This window comes from Acinetobacter sp. YH12135 (assembly GCF_013418565.1).
Taxonomy (GTDB): Bacteria; Pseudomonadota; Gammaproteobacteria; order Pseudomonadales; family Moraxellaceae; genus Acinetobacter; species Acinetobacter towneri.
Window position 1 is genome coordinate 26781 of sequence record NZ_VPBU01000021.1, and the last position, 20754, is coordinate 47534.

The 20754-nt window shown below is 42.2% G+C and carries 25 protein-coding genes and 1 rRNA gene; 16 read left to right on the plus strand and 10 right to left on the minus strand.

The window, feature by feature from the left end; all coding sequences use genetic code 11:
* Window positions 1-58: 58 nt before the first annotated feature.
* Window positions 59-1105, minus strand: a complete 1047-nt coding sequence (locus tag FTU70_RS11510; RefSeq protein ID WP_180060621.1) for an AraC family transcriptional regulator — start codon at window positions 1103-1105, stop codon at window positions 59-61.
* Window positions 1106-1237: 132 nt separating this feature from the next.
* Here FTU70_RS11510 and FTU70_RS11515 point away from each other — a divergent pair, with 132 nt between their 5' ends.
* Window positions 1238-2113 carry a metal-dependent hydrolase gene (locus tag FTU70_RS11515; RefSeq protein ID WP_131261957.1) on the plus strand — a complete coding sequence of 292 codons (876 nt, stop codon included), beginning with the start codon at window positions 1238-1240 and terminating at the stop codon, window positions 2111-2113.
* Between the two features lie 210 nt (window positions 2114-2323).
* Here the strand turns inward: FTU70_RS11515 and orn are convergent, their stop codons facing one another.
* Entirely contained in the window at window positions 2324-2881 is a 558-nt protein-coding gene (orn, locus tag FTU70_RS11520) for an oligoribonuclease (protein WP_004976254.1), read from the minus strand.
* A 123-nt stretch (window positions 2882-3004) separates the two neighbouring features.
* Here orn and rsgA point away from each other — a divergent pair, with 123 nt between their 5' ends.
* The 4 genes from rsgA to secB all read left to right on the plus strand — a co-directional run bounded on the left by rsgA (window position 3005) and on the right by secB (window position 5346).
* Window positions 3005-4063, plus strand: a complete 1059-nt coding sequence (gene rsgA, locus FTU70_RS11525; RefSeq protein WP_096902409.1) for a small ribosomal subunit biogenesis GTPase RsgA — start codon at window positions 3005-3007, stop codon at window positions 4061-4063.
* Window positions 4064-4157: 94 nt separating this feature from the next.
* Window positions 4158-4565: a rhodanese-like domain-containing protein gene (locus tag FTU70_RS11530; protein WP_004976250.1), complete on the plus strand. Its 408-nt coding sequence runs from the start codon at window positions 4158-4160 to the stop codon at window positions 4563-4565.
* 33 nt (window positions 4566-4598) lie between these two features.
* Window positions 4599-4853: a glutaredoxin 3 gene (gene grxC / locus FTU70_RS11535; RefSeq protein WP_004976247.1), complete on the plus strand. Its 255-nt coding sequence runs from the start codon at window positions 4599-4601 to the stop codon at window positions 4851-4853.
* 34 nt (window positions 4854-4887) lie between these two features.
* Window positions 4888-5346: a protein-export chaperone SecB gene (gene secB, locus FTU70_RS11540; RefSeq protein ID WP_004976246.1), complete on the plus strand. Its 459-nt coding sequence runs from the start codon at window positions 4888-4890 to the stop codon at window positions 5344-5346.
* Between the two features lie 78 nt (window positions 5347-5424).
* On the opposite strand, the gene coaBC is transcribed toward secB, so the two are convergent.
* Complete coding sequence (gene coaBC / locus FTU70_RS11545; RefSeq protein ID WP_004976244.1) at window positions 5425-6699, minus strand: bifunctional phosphopantothenoylcysteine decarboxylase/phosphopantothenate--cysteine ligase CoaBC; 1275 nt, start codon at window positions 6697-6699, stop codon at window positions 5425-5427.
* Window positions 6700-6812: 113 nt separating this feature from the next.
* Between coaBC and radC the strand changes: the two genes are divergently transcribed.
* Window positions 6813-7502, plus strand: a complete 690-nt coding sequence (gene radC / locus FTU70_RS11550) for a DNA repair protein RadC (protein ID WP_180060622.1) — start codon at window positions 6813-6815, stop codon at window positions 7500-7502.
* 77 nt (window positions 7503-7579) lie between these two features.
* Window positions 7580-8488 (plus strand): bestrophin family protein, encoded by a 909-nt coding sequence (locus tag FTU70_RS11555; protein WP_180060623.1) that lies wholly within the window; start codon window positions 7580-7582, stop codon window positions 8486-8488.
* 105 nt (window positions 8489-8593) lie between these two features.
* Here the strand turns inward: FTU70_RS11555 and FTU70_RS11560 are convergent, their stop codons facing one another.
* On the minus strand, window positions 8594-9448 hold the full coding sequence (locus FTU70_RS11560) for a PHP domain-containing protein (RefSeq protein ID WP_180060624.1): 855 nt from the start codon (window positions 9446-9448) through the stop codon (window positions 8594-8596).
* A 45-nt stretch (window positions 9449-9493) separates the two neighbouring features.
* Here FTU70_RS11560 and FTU70_RS11565 point away from each other — a divergent pair, with 45 nt between their 5' ends.
* Genes FTU70_RS11565 through mnmC form a run of 4 tightly spaced genes read left to right on the plus strand, consistent with a single transcriptional unit; the run spans window position 9494 to window position 12837 of the window.
* Window positions 9494-10105, plus strand: a complete 612-nt coding sequence (locus FTU70_RS11565) for a septation protein IspZ (protein WP_004976239.1) — start codon at window positions 9494-9496, stop codon at window positions 10103-10105.
* A 29-nt stretch (window positions 10106-10134) separates the two neighbouring features.
* Window positions 10135-10437, plus strand: coding sequence for a YciI family protein (locus FTU70_RS11570; RefSeq protein WP_004976238.1), 303 nt, complete (start codon window positions 10135-10137; stop codon window positions 10435-10437).
* A 5-nt stretch (window positions 10438-10442) separates the two neighbouring features.
* Window positions 10443-10898: a hypothetical protein gene (locus FTU70_RS11575; RefSeq protein ID WP_004976237.1), complete on the plus strand. Its 456-nt coding sequence runs from the start codon at window positions 10443-10445 to the stop codon at window positions 10896-10898.
* A gap of 37 nt (window positions 10899-10935) precedes the next feature.
* Entirely contained in the window at window positions 10936-12837 is a 1902-nt protein-coding gene (gene mnmC / locus FTU70_RS11580) for an FAD-dependent 5-carboxymethylaminomethyl-2-thiouridine(34) oxidoreductase MnmC (protein WP_179991585.1), read from the plus strand.
* 79 nt (window positions 12838-12916) lie between these two features.
* On the opposite strand, the gene FTU70_RS11585 is transcribed toward mnmC, so the two are convergent.
* On the minus strand, window positions 12917-13231 hold the full coding sequence (locus FTU70_RS11585; RefSeq protein ID WP_004976235.1) for a rhodanese-like domain-containing protein: 315 nt from the start codon (window positions 13229-13231) through the stop codon (window positions 12917-12919).
* Between the two features lie 92 nt (window positions 13232-13323).
* Between FTU70_RS11585 and FTU70_RS11590 the strand changes: the two genes are divergently transcribed.
* Complete coding sequence (locus FTU70_RS11590) at window positions 13324-13812, plus strand: YajQ family cyclic di-GMP-binding protein (protein ID WP_004976234.1); 489 nt, start codon at window positions 13324-13326, stop codon at window positions 13810-13812.
* A gap of 12 nt (window positions 13813-13824) precedes the next feature.
* The gene (locus FTU70_RS11595; protein ID WP_096902415.1) at window positions 13825-14328 is read left to right on the plus strand and encodes a DUF4442 domain-containing protein; all 504 of its coding nucleotides are present in this window, start codon (window positions 13825-13827) and stop codon (window positions 14326-14328) included.
* An 85-nt stretch (window positions 14329-14413) separates the two neighbouring features.
* On the opposite strand, the gene FTU70_RS11600 is transcribed toward FTU70_RS11595, so the two are convergent.
* From FTU70_RS11600 to FTU70_RS11610, 3 genes are all read right to left on the minus strand, one after another.
* Window positions 14414-14791, minus strand: a complete 378-nt coding sequence (locus FTU70_RS11600) for an acyl-CoA thioesterase (RefSeq protein WP_228748483.1) — start codon at window positions 14789-14791, stop codon at window positions 14414-14416.
* Between the two features lie 96 nt (window positions 14792-14887).
* Complete coding sequence (trxC, locus tag FTU70_RS11605; RefSeq protein ID WP_070153832.1) at window positions 14888-15319, minus strand: thioredoxin TrxC; 432 nt, start codon at window positions 15317-15319, stop codon at window positions 14888-14890.
* Window positions 15320-16216 carry an alpha/beta hydrolase gene (locus FTU70_RS11610; RefSeq protein WP_180060625.1) on the minus strand — a complete coding sequence of 299 codons (897 nt, stop codon included), beginning with the start codon at window positions 16214-16216 and terminating at the stop codon, window positions 15320-15322.
* Between the two features lie 123 nt (window positions 16217-16339).
* Between FTU70_RS11610 and FTU70_RS11615 the strand changes: the two genes are divergently transcribed.
* Entirely contained in the window at window positions 16340-16675 is a 336-nt protein-coding gene (locus tag FTU70_RS11615) for a TIGR01244 family sulfur transferase (RefSeq protein WP_096902417.1), read from the plus strand.
* Window positions 16668-17090 carry a beta-lactamase hydrolase domain-containing protein gene (locus FTU70_RS11620; RefSeq protein ID WP_180060626.1) on the plus strand — a complete coding sequence of 141 codons (423 nt, stop codon included), beginning with the start codon at window positions 16668-16670 and terminating at the stop codon, window positions 17088-17090. The genes FTU70_RS11615 and FTU70_RS11620 overlap by 8 nt, the downstream gene beginning before the upstream one ends.
* Window positions 17091-17248: 158 nt before the next feature.
* Here the strand turns inward: FTU70_RS11620 and FTU70_RS11625 are convergent, their stop codons facing one another.
* The gene (locus FTU70_RS11625; protein WP_180060627.1) at window positions 17249-18946 is read right to left on the minus strand and encodes a hypothetical protein; all 1698 of its coding nucleotides are present in this window, start codon (window positions 18944-18946) and stop codon (window positions 17249-17251) included.
* A 160-nt stretch (window positions 18947-19106) separates the two neighbouring features.
* On the opposite strand from FTU70_RS11625, the gene FTU70_RS11630 reads away from it, so the two are divergent.
* Window positions 19107-20486, plus strand: coding sequence for a dihydrolipoyl dehydrogenase (locus FTU70_RS11630; RefSeq protein WP_180060628.1), 1380 nt, complete (start codon window positions 19107-19109; stop codon window positions 20484-20486).
* 164 nt (window positions 20487-20650) lie between these two features.
* On the opposite strand, the gene rrf is transcribed toward FTU70_RS11630, so the two are convergent.
* Window positions 20651-20754: ribosomal RNA gene (rrf, locus tag FTU70_RS11635) — 5S ribosomal RNA — on the minus strand; the annotation flags it as partial.

The following is a 20754-nucleotide window of genomic DNA, read 5'->3' on the forward strand; positions in this document are numbered from 1 at the left end:
GCTATGACACATCGCGCTGAAATACTGTGCTTCATCAGGCTAGAACTTAAATGCCTATCTATTTCTTTTCATACTCACCCTGCTGTAAAGCCTGTTTGGCTTTAAGCAAGGTTTGCCCAGTGTAGGCCTTATAGGCCCGCGCCAAAGCAGATTGATCTGAATACCCCAATTGCTGTGCAATTTCAGACAACCCTAGATTTTGTATAAGCAACTGCTCACAGCGCTGCATGCGCTCTTTTTCAATAATCTGTTTAAAGCCTGTGCCCTCTTGTTTAAGCTGTCGCTGCAACGTGCGCACAGAACAACACAACACCTGTGCCACAAACTCAATACTAGGGATGTTTTCTTCCTGCCGTAAATATTGCGCCACCATCTCCTGAACTTGCTGTAATACGCTATCGACATTGGGTTTTAATGCAATCGCATCTTCAGCTTGTTTGGTGAGTAAATGAATTAAAGAGGGATCGGCTTGCTGTGGTTTTAAACTGAGGCTTTCTAAATTTAAAACAATTTGATATTCCGCTTGCTTAAATAAAACCTTACAACCATAAAACTTTTCATAATGCAGCATCGCCATACGCGGTGCATGGGCAAAATGAATCTCCCGTATCGGAGAGTGTTGAAAATCAAAAATTTGCATGGCCAATTGAGTCATACAAGCAAAAGTCATTTCATGAACCAAGCTGTATTTTTCATCCACCAATGGCCATGATAAATATAAAGCATCTGATTGTTGTTCCAGTCGCATTGGTACGGCTGCCGTACCATCCACCACCAAGCGACTAAAACGCATCATATATTGAATGGCTTCTGCAACACTGTTACTACGCGATGCCATATAGCCAAGCACGCCAAAATGTTCAGGCTGAATATAACGTGCCAATTCAAAAACGAGCGTTGGACAATCTAAAAACTGAATACTGTGTTGGATGATCTCGTTAAAAAACTGATAGGACGATTGGGTATCCATGGGCAATGCCAACACATGCTGTAACTGCTGCAATTGTGCAGGCGAAAATCCAAGCTGCTCAGGAACTCTGCCCTGTGCAGATAAATAGCGTAACCAAAGTTGATAATAACCATTCGGAATTTGAATTTCGCTCATGTGCTTGCTCATTTTGACATGCATCATTTTCTTTTGTCGCTTAATGTATAAAAACTGGCAAATACTGTCAAAACAAATCTGCCAAAGCCCGACATAATGCAAACAGGATTGACCAGAGTGAAATAAAATAAAATGAATGCACTTGTCCAATATCATGCTGCGCCCATAGTACGCAGCAATCTCGATTTTAAATTAGCCGATGTGCCGCGTTACTGGTTTGCAGGTGACCCGTTTTTAACCCGCATGTTTGATGCTTTGAGCCTGACTTTTCCTGATGGCGAGCGTTATTTCATTCAATCGGTACGTTTGTTCCGTGATCAAATTCAAGACCCTGACTTAAAACAGCGTGTTGCCGATTTTATTCGACAAGAAGCTCAGCACGGCATTGCACACGACAAAATGAATCAGGTCATGAAAGATCAAGGCATGCCTGTAGATCAGTTTATTCAGCGTCTAAACAAAGTGTTTAAGTTTGAACTGAAATATCGCTCGCCCCAATACAACATCGCCATGACAGCAGCTGCGGAACATTTAACCGCACTTATGGCAGAAACTTTTTATGGCGAAAAAGACACGCTGCAAGATGCACATCCTTATGTCCGTGCTTTATTTGCATGGCATGCGATTGAAGAAATGGAACATCGTGATGTGGCGTTTGATGTGATGCAACAGGTGGGCAATGTGCCTGAAGTGACTCGAAAAATGGCGTTGGTGCTGACCACAGGTTTAATGTTCGGATTTACCCTGTACCGCGCCAATGTCATGCTGAGATGCGATGGGTTTAATCGTACCCAGCGCCTTAAAATGAATGTACGTGGCTTGCAATGGCTGTTTGGCAAACAAGGGAAATTACGCAAAATGCAATCACAATATCGTGATTGGTTTAAACCTGACTTTCACCCTAGCCAACATCCAATCATCGCGCAATATGATGTCTGGCTTGAGACTTTGGCGCAAACAGGCGACCCAATTCAGGCAGGTGAAGCATTTTGGCAGGCAGGAAAATAAAGCTTTTGGTTTTGCTTGGCTTTTAACCAATGAACACCTAAGCATTGCTTAGCTTTATACAAACTTGCCTCTAATATCTTTATATAAAGTAAGGCATAAGGCAATGCTGAGTCATATCTTATTATTTCTTATTTATGAGTGACCAACACAGTTTAAGCGTAAGAGATCGCTGTTACTGTTACAGCTCCATCTCCTACGCAGAAAAAGGTTTTAGTCCTGATTCATAATAAAAAAGTATTGGCGATAATATTTCAGCTCAGCAATCGAATCACGAATATCATCCATCGCCAAATGCGACGCATTCTTTTTCAAACCGCTCATAATTTCTGGACGCCAGCGCTTTGCCAACTCTTTCACTGATGAAACATCCAAATTACGATAATGGAAGTACTGTTCCAATTCAGGCATTAAACGGTGTAAAAAACGGCGGTCTTGGCAAATTGAGTTGCCACACATTGGCGATGTTTTAGGATTAACCCATTTTTTCAGAAACTCAATAGTTTGCTGTTCTGCATCCTGCGCAGTGAGTTTGCTGCGACGCACACGCTCAATTAAGCCCGATTGTCCATGCTGACGTGTATTCCACTCATCCATGGCATTTAAAATACGATCAGGTTGATGCACAGCCAGCACAGGACCTTCTGCCAAAATATTTAAATGATCATCGGTCACAATGGTAGCCACTTCAATAATTTGGTCGTTATCGGTATCTAAACCTGTCATTTCCAAATCAATCCAAATGAGGCGAGTATCAGGCGTGCTGCTCATAAATGTGCAATCTTATTCGGCTTAAAAACAACATAGTAGCAAATTTCTTGCTTCTTGGCTGTAACTGTGCCCCCGCTTCATGCTATTTTTGCCATCCTGAGTTCATGGTTTTTTAGGATATGAATGGCTTTAATTCGTAAGCGTCGATTGACTGAACAACAGCAACGTCGAATTGAAAAACAACACAAGTCACGTCAGGCAGACATTGACACTTCACATGATTTAGAAGGCTTGGTGGTACAACACTATGGTCGTCAATTAGAAGTGCAGGCTTTATCTGTTCCTGAAATTCATCCTGAAAAACCTGTGGTGCACGCAGGTGAGCCTGAACCGTTTTGGAAACCTATCGAAATAGGCAGCATTTGGCGTTGTCATACTCGCACCAATTTAGAATTATTGGTGACGGGAGATCGGGTCAAATGGCAAGCCGATCCGAATACAGGTTTAGGGATTATTACCGCGATTCATCCACGCCAATCTTTATTGACCCGACCTGATCGTTATCACAAAGTTAAACCTGTTGCCGCCAATATCAGTTTGATTGTGATTGTTTTTGCGCCTTTGCCTGAACCTGCACCGGGCTTGATTGACCGCTATTTGGTTGCTTGTGCCGATGCCGATATTCCCGCCTTATTGGTTTTAAACAAATCTGATTTACTCAAAGAAAACGACCCGATTTTAGACTTGCTCAAGGAATATCAAGACTTGGGATATGAAGTTATGCAAACCCAATCCGATGCGAATTTAGAGCATTTAGCGGCACGTTTAGCAGGTGAAACGGTAGCTTTTGTCGGGCAATCGGGCGTGGGTAAAAGCTCGCTGATTAATGCCATCGTGCCTGAAGCGGCGCAAAAGACCAATATCATTTCAGAAAACTCAGCACTTGGACAACACACCACAACCTCTACCCGCTTAATTGGCTTTGGAGATGGTGCAGCCTTAATTGACTCACCGGGGATTCGTGAATTTGGTTTATGGCACTTAAGCCAAGATAAAATTCAAAATGGTTTTCCTGAAATTGAAAACCTGCTGGGGCATTGCCAATTCCGCAACTGTACCCATAAACATGAAAAGCAATGTGCGCTGCGACTGGCTGCTGCAGAAGGTGAAATATTATCGCGTCGTTTAGACAGTTATTTAAGACTGTGTGATGAAATTGCCGAAGCGCAACAAAAAAATTAATTTTATTATGGCGCTGCCCTTGAAGCGGTGTTTTTGATCGCCATATTTATACGCTATACTCTTGAACAATTTTGACATTGTAATTAGGTGACTTGTGGAACGTTGGTTCGAATTTATGGGGAATCATCCCTTCTTATTTGGGACGCTGGCTGTATTGGTAGTGTTGTTCTTTGTGTTAGAAGGTCAACGCAATGGTCGCAAAATTTCCCCACAATCTTTGGGTATTTTAGTCAAAGCTAAAAATGCCATGTTGATTGATTTACGTGATGCCAAAGATTTCCGTGAAGGTCATATCAGTGGTAGCCGCAATATTCCCTATAGCCAAATTACCAAGCATGTTGAAGAGTTAAAAACCTCAGATCGCCCATTGGTCTTTATCTGTAACTTGGGTCAGGTTGCAGGCAGTGCTTTACAACAGGTCGCACATACCGATGCCTATCGTTTAGATGGCGGTATTAGCAACTGGAAAGCACAAGGTTTACCTTTAGTAAAAAGCAAATAGTTTTACCCAATATTTTTCGCAAGGAGAACAATCATGGCTGAAGTCACTATTTATTCAACGACTGTATGTCCATACTGCATTCGTGCAAAACAACTCCTTGAGCGTAAAGGCGTTGCCTATAAAGAAATTAATTTGTCGAATGAAGCGCCTGAAGTACGTGTTGAATTAATGCAACGCACCAATCATCGTACCGTTCCACAAATTTTCATCAATGACCAGTTTATTGGCGGCTTTGACCAATTATATGCGTTAGATCGCGAAGGCAAGCTCGATCAATTATTGGCATAAACATAACACGATAACCAACTCTTAAGGATTTAACATGAGTGAAGAACAACAAGCTCAACCACAATTGGCATTAGAGCGTATTTATACCAAAGACATTTCTTTTGAAGTTCCTGGGGCACAAGTATTTACCAAAGAATGGCAGCCTGAATTGAACATCAACCTGTCATCTTCTGCAGAAAAAATTGATCCAACCCACTTTGAAGTAGCATTAAAAGTTGTGGTTCAAGCCAACAACGCAGGCGATACTGCATTTATTGTTGATGTTACCCAAGCTGGTATTTTCCTGATTGATGGCGTTGAAGAAGAGCGTTTACCGTACATTCTTGGCGCATACTGCCCGAACATTTTGTTCCCATTCTTGCGTGAAGCAGTGAATGATATGGTTACCAAAGGCAGCTTCCCACAATTATTGTTAACGCCAATCAACTTCGATGCCGAGTTTGAAGCCAATATGCAACGTGCTCAAGCCGCTGCAGCTGAAGGTCAAGCTTAATTCGCGATTGGATATAAAAAAACCGCTGAAATTTCAGCGGTTTTTTTACGTCAGCCATTTACTGATGGACGATCAAAATTAAAAATCATCATCCTGAGATGGATCTCGATACAAGGCATCATGAATCGCTTCGACCAATTGCTGCGCAATTTCCTGTTTCGAGGCTTTTTCCAAATCGCGTTTTTCCATACGGTAGCTTTCGGCAAAAAATACCGTCATGGCATTTTCATCGGAAGCAAAACCAATATCGGCACGGGAAACGTCATTGCAGGCAATCATATCTAGCTTTTTCGCCACCAACTTGCCTGCTGCATACTCTTCTACATTGCGGGTTTCTGCAGCAAAGCCAACCATAAACGGACGTTTTTCCTGTTGTGCAATGGTCGCAACAATATCAGGGTTTTTGACCAACGCCACATTCAGCTCATCGCCTAATTTTTTAATTTTGTGTTCCGCAATTTCTGCCACGCGGTAATCTGCCACCGCGGCTGTAGCGATGAAAATATCACAGCCTTGTTCAAGCATCTGCAAACTGGTATCTAGCATTTGAATTGCAGAAGACACATTAATTCGCTGTACCCCATTTGGCGTATCTAAACTAACTGGGCCTGCAATAAGCGTGACTTTTGCCCCTGCTGCATAACAGGCTGCAGCCAAAGAAAAACCCATTTTGCCTGTACTATGGTTAGAAATATAACGCACAGGGTCTAAAGCTTCGCGGGTTGGGCCTGCTGTAATGGTGACATTTTTGCCTGCCAACATGCCAAATTTTTCCACCAAAGCACGCTGTGCCTGATGAAAATACTGCGTCACCTGATGCGCCAAATCTTCAGGTTCTGGCATACGCCCTAAACCAACATCTCCACAGGCTTGTTCGCCCGCATCGGGCATAATTACATGCACGCCATCTTCCACCAAAGTGGTTAAGTTACGCTGTGTGGCTTTGGCTGCCCACATTTGCTGATTCATGGCAGGTGCAACCCAAACTGGTGCAGTGGTGGCTAAATATAAAGTACTGAGCAAATCATCGGCCAGACCTGCAGCAAATTTGGCTAAGGTGTCGCAACTGGCGGGCGCAACCAAAATTAAATCGGCCCACCGTGCCAATTCAATATGCCCCATGCCTGCTTCGGCTTCGGTATCTAATAATTCGGTATGTACTGGATTGCCTGACAGTGCTTGAAAGGTCAGCGGTGTAATAAAAGCTTGTGCCCCCTTGGTCATGACCACGCGAACACTAAACCCCGCATCCTTTAAACGACGCACTAAAATCGCACTTTTATAGGCCGCAATGCCGCCTGTCACAGCTAAAATAATGTTTTTATGAGGGAGGACGCTTAAATCGAAGCTCACAAATAAGCCACCTTTTTGTTGCAGTGGCGCTCACAATAGCATTAAATAATGTCATTCCCAAGAGATCTGTTGGGATTTAAGTTTCAAATTTAGAATAAAAAAGTCAAATAACAATGCATTTATCTATTAAACATTGGCCTGAACAAGAACGGCCACGTGAGCGTCTGATTCAAAATGGTGCTGCAAGTTTGTCCGATGCCGAACTACTGGCTATTTTCCTGCGCTCAGGCTCGCAACAACATTCTGCGGTGGAGTTGGCACGATTGCTAATTCAGCATTTTGGCAATCTCACTACTTTACTCGATGCACCCATTGCCGAGTTGTGTCAATTTCACGGCATGGGTAACAGTAAATATTCACAGCTCATGGCAGTTAAAGAACTCGGACGGCGTTATGTGGCTGAACATTTAAAACAAGATGCGCTAGAGCTTAGCAACTCCAAACGTTTGATGGAGTATTTGCGTTTTGAACTTTTGGGCGAAACCCAAGAAGTGTTTGCGGTACTTTGTCTAGATGCCTGTTTACGCAAAATCAGCTTTAAAAAGTTATTTTATGGCGCAGTGAATTCGTGTGAAATTTCTATTAATCAATTGCTGCGTTTTGCAATTAGCCAACACGCTACGGCGATTGTGATTGCACACAATCATCCTTTCGGATTGCCACATCCCTCACGTGCAGATTTAATCCTGACGCAGCAGATTCAGCAAGCCTGTCAGTTGCTAGAGCTGCGTTTGATCGATCACTGTATCATCTCAAGTGAAGGTAATTTTTCCTTTGCCGAACAACAACTGCTTAAATTTTAGCACACTTAAAATTTGCATATTGACAAAGCCTGCACAAGCACAGAAGATCATCAAAAAATTGTGATGATTCTAATAAAATGATAGTCGATCAACCCAGTGTATTTAACTTACTGTTTTCTTGGCGGGGCACGATTTTACCGAAGGTCTTACCGCCTTTGGGCGTGGTGATGTTGATCTCCACCATTATTGGCTGTTTGTCTTATATTGGTTATTTTCATTTTCCAGAATTGCCTTTGGTTGGCTTTACTTTAATTGGGGTGGTGCTGTCGATTTTTTTGGGCTTTAAAAACTCTGCCTGTTATGACCGTTGGTGGGAGGCACGTAAACTTTGGGGCATGCTGATTGCCAACGCGCGCCACTTTGACCGCGACTGCCGTATACTTAGTCAAGCACGACGTGAACGCGTCATTCAGCACGTCATTGTATTTGCCAATGTCTTGCGAGACCGCCTGCGTCATCAAACTGCCAATCCAACCGAGTTAATTCAAACCAGTGGCATGAGTCAGCAAGCAATTACCCAACTGTATCAACAAGCCAATGCGCCGCAATACACGCTCAGTTTGATTCAATGGGAGTTAATGCAAGCACTTAAAGAGGGCGAAATTTCCGATATTATTTACACACAAATGAATCAACACGTCACAGAGCTGAGTTTGGTACTCACGGGTTGTGACCGTATTGCTACCACACCGCTCCCTTTTGCGTATTCAGTCCTACTTAACCGAACAGTGTACTTTTTCTGTTTTATGTTGCCCTTTAGTTTAGGGTCTACACTCGGATTGGCGACTCCGCTTTTGGTCGGTATTTTGGCTTATACTTTTTTAGGTCTGGATGCGCTCAGTTCTGAAATTGAAGAACCTTTTGGCACGCAAAGCAATGACTTACCTTTAGATGCCATGGTAAGAACCATTGAAATTGAATTATTGGGTACGTTGGGTAAACCAACGCCACCACCAATTCAGGCACAGGACAATAATTTGCTTTAGACCCTCTTCCCAACCTTCTCCCAGAGGGAGAAGGAGTTTTTATCCTTTCTAAATTTTAATAATGGATATCACATCTGCTTATATGAGAAGGTTGGGATGAGGGAGTTACTCAACAAAACTCTCCCAAATCCCAATTTGACCATCTTTCACCCGCGGAATATTGCCCAATTTAATCCACGGCATATTTTCACCATGAAAATCGCTGCCGACAGATACTTTTAGACCATGTTCAGCAATCATGCGATCCACCATTTGACGGGTCGATGCAGGGTCAATATTAGGCGGCAATTCCACTGCATCACCCCCATATTTGGCAAAAATTTCAATCAAATAACGAATATTGGTCGCAGATAAATCATAACGGGTTGGATGCGCCAACACGGCAAAACCCTGACTGTCATGAATTACCCGAATCGTATCTTCCAAACTCAAGCCATCAAATTTCACATAAGCCTTTTTGCCTTCTTTGATGTATTTATCAAATGCTTGCTGCACACGCGTTACAATGCCTTTTTCTTGTAAGGTTTTGGCAATGTGCGTACGGGTAATCCGATCTGCTACGCCTTCGACTTTAAGAAGTACATCATTATAAATATCTTGTCCAATCAGCGGAGTGAGTAAATCACAAATTTGTTTGGCACGTTCTGCACGAATTTGTTTTTGCTGTTCCAGCAGCGCCTGTAAAGGTGCAGGATTTTGCATGTTTAGCGCCACCACATGCACGCTATAGCTTTTTTTAGTGGCAGTACGTGACCATTGACTGGAAATTTCCACTCCCGAAATAATCTTTAAATCTTGCCCCTGAGCCGCTTGCTCTGCCAAAGCCAGCCCATCCATTGTGTCATGATCAGTCAATGCCAAGGTATGAATGCCCTGCTGAATTGCCGCAGACACCAATTCTCCAGGTGACAAAGTTCCATCAGAAATATTACTGTGTGTATGTAAATCTACGCCGTGCATCACTTATACTATGTCATTTATTTGATCAGATTTAGATACTCTAACATGAAAGCACTTTTAGACTTTGTGCCCCTCATTATTTTCTTTTATTTATACAAAACTGTAGATCCAAAAGATACTAATCATCAATTACTACAACTGATCGGCTCTGCAGGCGGTGTCGATAACAACCATATTTTGGTGGCCACCACAGGTCTGATCATCTCGATGTTAGTGGTGTACGGCGCATTGTTCATCATGCAAAAATTCCGTTTAGATAAACAACAGTGGATTGTGCTGTTTATGACCGTAATTTTTGGTGGCGTTACTTTAATGTTAAGCGATGACTTTTATATTCGCCTGAAAGCTGCCATTTTAAACATTGTATTTGCAGGTGCTTTTTTGCTATCACCATGGTTCAGCAAAGACCGTAAACCACTGATTCAACGCTTATTTGGGCCTGTGTTCAACTTGACCGAAGCTGGCTGGAAAAACCTGAATTATACTTGGGCAGCCATGTTTGCAGTCATGTCTTTCCTACACGTATTTTTTGCATTTTTATTTATGGACGGAAAATATTGGGGCGAATTCACTGCTTTTGGTGACATGATTGTGATGTTTTCCTTTATCATTGTGCAGTTTATTGTATTGCGCAAATACTTTAAAACATCTGAATAATTTCTGATCTGCGATATTCGAGAGTAACTATGCCTTTATTTGTTCTGAGTTGTACTGACCGTGAAGGTACACTGGAAAAACGTCTTGCGACCCGTCCTGCACATCTTGCACGTTTGCAACAACTCGATGCCGAAGGTCGCTTAATTGTGGCGGGGGCAATGCCAAAAGACCCAAGCAATCCACAAGCAGGCTTTTATGGCAGCACCATGATTGTCGATTTTGACAGTCGTGAAGCACTCGATGCTTGGCTACAAGATGAACCTTTCTTAAAAGAAGGCGTATATAGCCACATTGACGTTAAGCCATTCAATAAAGCATTCCCTCAAGGATAAGCGCTATGCGTTTCGTTGTTGCCAGTGTTGTTGCTGTTCTGCTCAGTTCACCTGTATATGCAGTTGAGCCAGCCACAACCACACCTACTGCACCTGCTCCTGCTGCTGTGACCAACACGGCAGCTGTAGCAACAGCCAATGGGGTTACTCCTGCACAAGATAAGCCCCTGACTGCAGAACAAATTGCCAAAAATAAAGCCCTTCAGGAAGCTAAAACCAAAGCCTTGATTAAAGATCAGAGCACACGTTTGCAACAACTTGAACAGGCAAACCTCGATGCTTTGGCACAGAATCAGGAACTGCAACTTAAAAACGATAATTTAGGCGTGCAAGTTCAAGTACTGCAAAGTGAACGCAGTGCGCAAATGTTTTTATACGGTGCTGCAACACTCGCGGTTGGCGTATTGCTCGGCTTCTTAATTGCTAGCTATGTCTATACCAAACGTCGCCGCCAATGGTAAGGTGAGCATTCACCTCTTGATTTAAGGTACTCTGGTTTTGTTTCAGCCTATTCAAACTGCCGAGCTGGATTGGCAACTGGTCGATGGTATTGATGTGCCCATTTCCAAACAATTTGGCGATGTGTATTTCTCTAAAGACAACGGTTTATTAGAAACACGGCATGTGTTTTTACAGGGCAATGACTTACCCATCCGTTTAGCAGCGCTGAATGATTTTGAATATTTTTGTGTAGGCGAAACAGGCTTTGGTACAGGCTTAAATATTTTAGCGCTCTGGCAATTATGGCAACAGGTACGTCCCAATAATCGCAGCCATTTACACGCAATTTCTGTCGAAAAATTTCCACTTTGCAAAGCCGATCTTATACGTGCCTTAGCGGCTTGGCCCGAACTCAGTCATCTGTCTGAACAGCTGATTCAGCAATACCCTGCCGCTATTGCAGGCTGTCATCGTTTAAACTTTCCAGATGAACGCTTTAGCCTAGATTTATGGCTAGGCGATGCTCAGGAAGTTTTTCCTGTCATTGCTAAAACTGCTCCTGTCAATGCGTGGTTTTTAGATGGCTTTGCACCCGCCTGTAACCCCGATATGTGGCAGGAAACCGTGCTCAACCCGATTGTAGCACTGTCCGATTATGGCACGACTTTTGCCTCATTTAGTGTGGCAGGCGTACTCAAACGTGGCTTAAAACAACACGGTATTCACATCACCCGCCCACGCGGTTTTGGGCATAAACGGGAAATGCTGAAAGCCATCTGGCAAGCGCCTGAAATAGAGCCAATATCCGATCAGAACGAAACTCAAATTACAACAAATACCACAACAAGCAACCAACAGCGCCATATTGCGATCATAGGCGCAGGAATTGCGGGTTTAAGCTGTGCGTGGGCATTTTCCCAACGAGGGCATCAAGTCACGCTCTATGACCAAACAGCGCCACTTGCAGGCGGTTCTGGCAATCCTTTGGCACTCTTAAACCCAAAACTTTGCCCAATTCATCAAAGTGCTGATCATTTAATGACTTTGGCATGGCAACATGCTTTAAATCACTATGCCGCATTCAAAGCATTTCGTCCGTTGCAGATTCATCAACTGGCACTTAAACATGCCGATGAATTGCTGGATTTAGCCACACAATACCCAAAAGGTATTTTAGCAGCACAGAGTGCAACCGAACTTACGCCACAAAGCGACTTTGCCAGTTTAAACTTATTGCAAGCAGGAGCAGTTTCTCCACATCAACTGCGTGATGAAATTCTTGCGCATCCGCACATTCAGTTTCAGCAAGCTCAAATTAAACAAATCACCACGACAGCACAGCAACTGATCTTACACAGCGTAGATACTGAACTTGGAACATTTGATCATGTCATCGTCTGTGCAGCGCTGCAAAGCGGTGCTTTTTTTGAGCATTACCCTGTGCTTAAACCCATTCGTGGGCAAGTTAGCTGGGTAAATAATACAGATCAGGCTTTGCCATTATCACAAGCCTATAGCTATGGCGGCTATTGCATGCAGCTCAATGCCGATCAACTGATTTTAGGTGCATCGTTTTATCCAAATCGGGAAGATTGTGACGTCTTGGCAGAAGACCATGTGCATAACTACGAACTTATCCACAGTGTCTTTCCTGCGTATGCCGAAAACTTAGCACCCGTAGATACTTGGCAAGGTCGCGCTTCGCTACGCGCCCAAAGTAAGGATTATTTTCCCCTACTTGGCAAAATGCGTGATGATCAGGAAATTTACAGCTTTGCAGGACTCGGTTCTAAAGGCTTTTTATTTGCCCCGTTGTGCAGTGAAATACTGGCGGCACAAGTTTTAGCAGAAGCCTGCGCTGTACCTAAAAACTTAGTACAAAAACTGGCAGCTACACGTTTTCAGAAAAAGGTGAAAACCAAGAAGCCTTATTTTAAAGCTCCTCCACCTTCAAGCTAACGCTCGCTTAGAGAAAATAGAAATAAAACGATACCCAACAAAAAAGCGCCTTACGGCGCTTTCTTCATATTGATGATACTTAGTGACCTTGTTCCAAAGGCATGCCTGCGTCGCGCGCAGCACGTGTACCACCCATTAAAACAACATATTCACGTGAGCTGTCCAAACCTTCTAGTTTTTCCGCTGCACGTGGGGCTTTACTTCCGCCACCACATAAAATGTAAATGGGTTGATCCGCCGACACCTGAGTAAGACTCTCTGCTGATAGATCGTTAATTGGCTGATTCACAGCACCTTTAACATGAGCTTCTGCATAAGCACTTGCATCACGTACATCCCAGATAATCGCGTCAGCTGGGAACTCAAATGTTGTAATTTCTTGTTTACGGATCATTGCGCACTCCTTTGATGTAAAACAACACTTGGCAAATGAAGAAAACATCCCTAGCATCTCAGATATTGTTTCCATTTGCAAAGGTCTTCATTATGCCTTCTTTCGATATTGTTTCTGAATTAGAACTTTTTGAAGTGAATCATGCGGTTCAAAACACACAAAAAGAAATCGGTACTCGTTTCGATTTTCGTGGTCAGGATGTTTCTATCGACCTCAATGAAAAAAACAAAGAGATTAAAATCTCCACTGAAAGTGATTTCCAATGTGAGCAAGTGTATACCATGCTCGAAAATCACTTCTATAAGCGTAAAGTCGACATTCAGGCGCTTGACCCACAAAAAATGACCGCATCAGGTAAAAATGTGATTCAAGTGATCAAACTTAAAGATGGTCTTGACTCAGATACCGCAAAAAAAATTAACAAAGCCATTAAAGACAGTGGCATTAAAGTGCAATCTTCTATTCAGGGTGACAAAATTCGTGTGACCGACAAGAAACGCGACACATTGCAACAAGTAATGGCGTTCTTGAAAGAGCAACAATTTGGTCTGCCACTGCAATTTAACAACTTTAAAGATTAATTTGGGGATGTCATGACACCAACCAATCGCTTAAACAAACTGGTCAAAGCAACATCAAAATTGCCGAAAGGCATTCAAAGCCGCCTTTTGAGTCAAGCCTTTGGTCGTGTCGTGCCGATGGTGGGCACTGCGAAAATTCGCTATCAAGAAGTAACCCCATCGCAAGTGGTGGTCAGTCTTGCCAATCATAAAGCCATGCAAAACCATATTGGACAGGTACATGCCTGTGCTATGGCGCTGCTTGCCGAAACTGCTACAGGTTTTGTGACTGCTATGAATGTACCTGATAGTGCCATTGTGCTGATTAAAAGCCTGAAAGTGGACTTTAAACGTCCAACTCAAGGTGCAATGACAGCCATTGCCACACTCAGCCCAGAACAGCAACAACTCATGCACAGCACCGACAAAGGCGAAACACTGGTCAATGTCAGTGTGATTGATGAATCAGGCGAAGCCCCGATTCAGTGTGAAATGTTGTGGGCATGGGTGTCAAAATCACATTTAAAGCAGAAATAAGCCTAACGCCTGTTTCCTCTCCAAGAAAAAATCCCAGCTACTGTGCTGGGATTTTTTTCATTACGATGTTTGACTAGCTTGATACTTATGATGCTTGACTAGCCTGAGCTTCTAAAAACTTCTGTTTGGCTTCTTCAGGAATCTGACGTTTTGAGCCTTTGACATCAACCGCAACAAAGGTAAATACCCCTTCGGTAACACGCACAGCTTCACGTGAATCATCATGGCTGTCCCACACTTCAATTTGCATTTGAATTGAAGTATTGCCCACTTTCAAAATTTTGGTGTAGCAACTGATCACATCGCCCACTTTTACAGGCACCAAAAAAGTCATTTGGTTAATGGAAATCGTGGCACAACGTCCTTTACTAAAACGCTCGGCATGAATCGCACCTGCCAAGTCCATCTGTGAAACGATCCAGCCTCCAAAGACATCTCCACTCCAGTTGGTATCTGCTGGCATGGCAATTGTTTGTAGGGAAAGCACTCCCTCTGGTTTTACATGAGAATCTGACACGTTCACTCCGGACATTTGCATTAAATTAGCACGAACAGTGCATTAAGACTGGGCATTGAGTTGCTGATCCAACCACTGTTGTAATTCAGTCGCTCGTAGCGCGCCGCTTATTCTAGCAATTTCATTGCTTTTATTCATCAATACCAGTGTTGGAATACTGCGCACATGGAATGCACTGCTTAAGCGTGGATTGGCCTCGGTATCAATTTTGGCAAACACCACCTGCGGATTCTGCTTGGCAACTGTTGCAAAATGTGGTGCCATCATCTTGCAAGGACCACACCAGTCCGCCCAAAGATCAATCAGAATAGGTAAATCGCTATTTTGGATAAAATTACTGAAATTTTGCTCATTCAATTCAATGGGTGCAAGTGGAATCAGCGCTTGATGACACTGCCCACATGCAGGATTTGCAGATAATTTATCTTCAGGTACACGGTTTTTTGCACCACATCCAGGGCATACAATAATCATTTACTGAACTCCAAACAGTTGCTGTAAAAACTCTAATTGGGTCTGAATGGCTTTTTTAAACCATTCACCATGATAAATATCAAAATGTTGCATATCCCACTCTTCATATTGCACATAAGGCGCAATATTGGTGGCCGTTTCACGGCTCGATTCAATTGGAATCAGGCTGTCACGCTGTGCAGCAATAAATAACACAGGGATGTTGATTTGCCGCACTTCTTGAATGGGGCGATAACGAATCAAATTAAAAAACACCCGAGCAGGAATTTCCCCACTCCAGTAATGATCGGGGTTCACAATTGACATATAACCTGCATAACTGTCTGTGGTCGGTAAAAAACACAGTTCTTTTTGCGCCACCACTGCAAGCGTTTTGGGTGACATCCCCACCTTTGCTCCCATATAGTCCTGACTGGAGATTTTTAGGGCTTTCGGAAGTTGCTGCAAAGGATATAACTTGGCACTTTCCGCACCATCTACAAAAGGCACTTGTACCATGACCGCGGCAATATTGTGTAAGCGTGAGGCCAAACTCAGCACATATCCGCCACTCAGAGAAGTTCCCCACAGAATCATGCGTTTGGCATCAATCAACTTACGTTCCGCGATATGTGAAATCATGCTGCGCCAGTCATCTAACTGCGCCTCTATGGATACCAACTCACGTGGACGCCCCGTACTCCCGCCCCAATAGCGATAATCGAATAGCACCACGGCATAGCCTGCCTGAGCAAAATATTGTGCGTATTGCACCAATTTAAAATGACGCAAGGCCGCCAGACCATGCGCCATCAGAATTACCGCGGGTTTTTCTATAGATTTAGGGCGATAAAAGTCTGCAGCAATCACCTCGTGATCACTTTTGACATATAAAGGCTCGACCGTATAGGAATGCATAAGCGCTCCATTGCGTTATTTTATCGTTATCGTCGTTATAAATATTTCAGAACATTCTGCTCTTGAATCTGCTTAATGCTATCATAAAGCATATTGTCATGAATAAAATGATGGAGTATTCCCATGTCTGAACAAGTCGGTTTTGCGGGTCAAATTGGTCCTGAACATGTGAGCCAAGTTGTAGAGAAAGGCTTTAAGTCAATTATTAATAACCGCCCAGATATGGAAGGTGGTGCTGAGCAACCAACCAGTGCGCAAATTGAAGAAGCTGCACGTGCAGCAGGCTTAGATTATGTCTATCAACCTGTGGTGTCTGGTCAAATTACTGAAGTCGATGTGCGTACTTTTGCCAATCACTATAACGAATTGCCAAAACCTGTGTTGATGTTCTGCCGTACGGGTAACCGCTCAAACAACTTATTCCAGTTGGCAAAACAAATGGATTTGTTGGATGACTAAACCCATCCTCAAATATGTATTTTGCTGTATTCTGATCTGTAGCAGTATCCCGCTGAGTCACGCTCAAAACGATGTTCAGACTTTAAATACCAAAGTCAGTGTTGCAGGTCAGATGAATGCTGCCAAATTTTCACAGTTGATGCGGCAAGGTTTTAAATCTGTGATTGTGAACCGCCCTGATCAAGAGATGGGTAATGCAGTCAAGGTGAGTGAATTACGCAATATCGCGGAAAAATCCCAGATCAGTGTGATTTATCAACCTGTCAACAGCGGTAAAATTTCTCAAACAGACATTCTTGAATTCGCTAAATATTATAATGAGCTTCCAAAACCCATTCTGATGATTTGTCGTAGTGGCGCTCGTTCTAATGCGTTATTTCATCAGGCAAAATCTCAAGGTTTGTTGCATGAATAAAGTTTTATTGGTGGTGATGTGTGTCTTGCTTCTGAGTGCTTGTAGTTCTATGCAAGTACGCCCGACGGTGGGTGTGAGTGTGGGGACTTCTCTTTAATTTTTAAATTGAAATCCCCCATAAAAAACAGCGCTGAAGCGCTGTTTTTTAGTCTAAGTTCTTAATTCAGTAAAGAAGTCCACGGTTTAATATAATTACAATTATCAGCTACAGTACGGTTAAACGGACTTACATCAAACGGTTGCCCAGTAGCAGCATCAATATCTTCTTTTAATGCGCCCAATGCATACGTCATTGTGGACTCAATTTTTGTGCCATCAGCACGTTGGGCTGAAGCTGTTAATAACACCGTTTGCCATCTAGCATAACGTCTTTGATAATTAATATTAAAATCAAATTTACCAGTTGTGTCAGTAGTGTATTCATACTGGCTACCTAAACTCTGATTCGTTTGATCTACTAAACTTGTAGCTAATTGAGTGGTTGGATTTATACCACATTCCCATTGAACACGACTCGGAATTGTAATTTTATTAACTAAATCAAGTCTAGCTTTCAAAACTGAAGCTTCAGTGTTTTTAACCAATATATTATAGTCAATATCGATAATTTGATTCTCTAAAGCCTTCTTATCACTATCATAATTTGCACTATTTGGATCTAATTTATCAATATCAGCCTGTAAACGTGCCTTACTTAACTCTAGTGTAGTAATCTCATTCTGGATTGGAACTATACGATTCTGCTCAAAGGATAAGGCATCTTGACTTCGCATAGCATTAATCTGAGCTTGTGTTAAAAAGTATCCAGTTGTACTTGAAATAATATCAACTTTCATCGTAACTTTTTGTGGTGTTTTAATAGGTTTACCATCAGCATCTACAACTTGAGCCGAGAATTTTTCAGTATAATAAACTTGATCTGAGCTTTTACTTAAAAGGGCTGCATTACCCAAAGTAATTTGCCCTACTGGTGTTGCTGTAACGCCAGCCACGACTTTAAGCTCGAAAGGTTCCGTAACTGTTACACCTTTTTCATCTTTAATTGTCGCTTCTACATCAACTCCATTAAGTTTCAATAAATCTGCAGCATTACCCGTTGTCGGTAACAAGCTAATTTTAAATTTAGCATCTCCGAATGAATCAGTTATTAAACTTGATGCACTCTCCAAACGAACGTGTGTATAGTCTTTTAAAGATAGGGTCACCGTTTTACCTTGAAGTGAACCACCATTTAAGTCTACTGCACGTACTGTTATTATCGCATTATCACCTGTAAGAGAAAGTTCATTTTTATTAGCACTAACAACTAAATCATATTGTGCTTTTTGTTCTTCATTTTCTACTACTTTAAGGACATGACTCCCCAAACTAGTACCTTTACTATTTAATACATTTATTTGTAGTCCAGTACTTAATAATTGAGATTTATAACTTTCACTGACATTTAAAGTATTTAATGTAAGATTAAATGTCACGAATCCATTTTCATCTGTAGTAGCTTTGCTTGGTGCAAAACTTATACCTAAATTTTGTGCATCAACTAGTTGTAATGAAATTTCTTCATCGGACCATGCTCCACCTGTAGCAGATTCTAGCAATTGGACTTGAAGTACTGTCGTATCTCCACTCAATAACAAATTAGGCTTAGAAGAGTTTAATTGCGTAAATGCATTTGTTGAAGTTGCAACTTCAGGTAGTTCACCGACTGGAGTAGATGGGTTTTGATTAGCCCCACCGCTATTAGCGTTAGAAGCATCCCCCCCATAATATCCATCACTTCCACCGCCACCACAGCCAGCCAATAAAACTGCTAAAGCCACAGCCGAAAATTTCAAACTAATTTCTTTCTTTTTCATTGAGTTATTCCCCAAATCCCTCTAAAACTATGAGTTAATCAAACATAAAATTAATATTGTCAGATATGTAACCATAGTTACTGCTTTATGTAAATAAAAGCATGATAAATGTTTTGCTCGTGTTAGCCTGAATTTATTTATTACCTGAAGTAGCTCACAAATGTACGACCTCATTATTATTGGTGCAGGCACCGCAGGCATTAGCGCCTATAAAGAAGCGATTAAATACACCCAAAACCTAATCATCATCAATCACGGTCCATGGGACACCACCTGTGCCCGCGTTGGTTGTATGCCCAGCAAAGTTCTCATCTCTAGTGCCAATCGCATGCACGACATACAACATGCACAAGAAGTTGCACTCACGGTAGATGCAAAAATTGATACATCCCAAATCATGACGCACGTACGCCAATTACGTGATCGTTTTACCCGTGCCACACAAAAAGATGTAGATCGTTGGGAAGCATCCCATAAGATTTCAGGTTTTGCGACTTTTATAGATGCCCATACAATTCAAGTGAATGGACAGCAATATCAGGCAAAAGCTTTTATTATTGCAGTCGGTTCTACTCCTGCTTATGAGCAAGCATGGAAAGAAAAATTAGGCGAACGCTTAATCACATCAGATCAAATCTTTGAATTAGAGAACTTACCCCAATCTTTGGCCGTCATTGGCAGTGGTGTAATTGCAATCGAATTGGCTCAAGCTATGCAACGCTTAGGGGTAGATACCACTATTTTTGCCCGTAGTCGTAAAGTTGGTTCACTCCGCAGCCCAGAACTACAAACCATTGCACAAGATACACTCAGTCGAGAATTGAATATCAAATTTGAAACCTTGCCTACACAACTACAAAAAACAGAACAAGGCGTGAAAATTGAATATCAAGAAAATGGACAAATACAAAGCTTAACTGCCGATTATGTATTGGTTGCTACGGGTAGACGCAGCTATTTAGATCAGCTTCATCTTGAAAATATTGATACAAGTTTCAACAACATCAAACAACTCCCAATTGATCCTCATACCAAACAACTCGGACAGCATGCTATTTTTATTGTGGGTGATGCACACACGAATACTCCCATTCAACATGAAGCAGCACATGAAGGGCGTGCAGCCGTGCATAATTGTTTAAGCTTTCCAAACATTGAAAATATAAAAACATTAACACCCATGGGCATTGTGTTTAGCTCACCTGAAATGGCATCTGTAGGACAAAACTATAAACAACTGAAAGATCAAAATATTGCATTTACAACAGGCTTTGTTTCTTATGAAAAACAAGGTCGCGCTTTGGTGCTAGGAAAAAACAAAGGTGCTATTGAAGTTTATATTGATAATAAAAGTCAAAAGTTATTAGGTGCTGAATTATTTGTGGATGCTGCTGAGCACATGGCGCACTTATTGGCTTGGATGATTGATGAAGAACTCACACTTGAAGATATTTTAGATAAACCGTTCTACCATCCAACACTAGAAGAAGGTTTAAGAACAGCATTTAAACATGCACGTCGACTACTACGTGATGTCTAATCAAATTTAGAAAGTATGCTTACTCTTTAAAACCATCCCCTGATGGTTTTATTTTGCCTTCACTTTTATGTTTCCTTTCTTTTTATAATTTCATTTTTCTAACTTTATTTTCTTTTTGCATAAAAAAACACCCCCAACGTGAGTTGAGGGTGTTTAGAATAATGAGCTGGCGATGACTTACTCTCACATGGGTAACCCCACACTACCATCAGCGCGAAGAGGTTTCACTTCTGAGTTCGGGAAGGGATCAGGTGGTTCACTCTTGCTA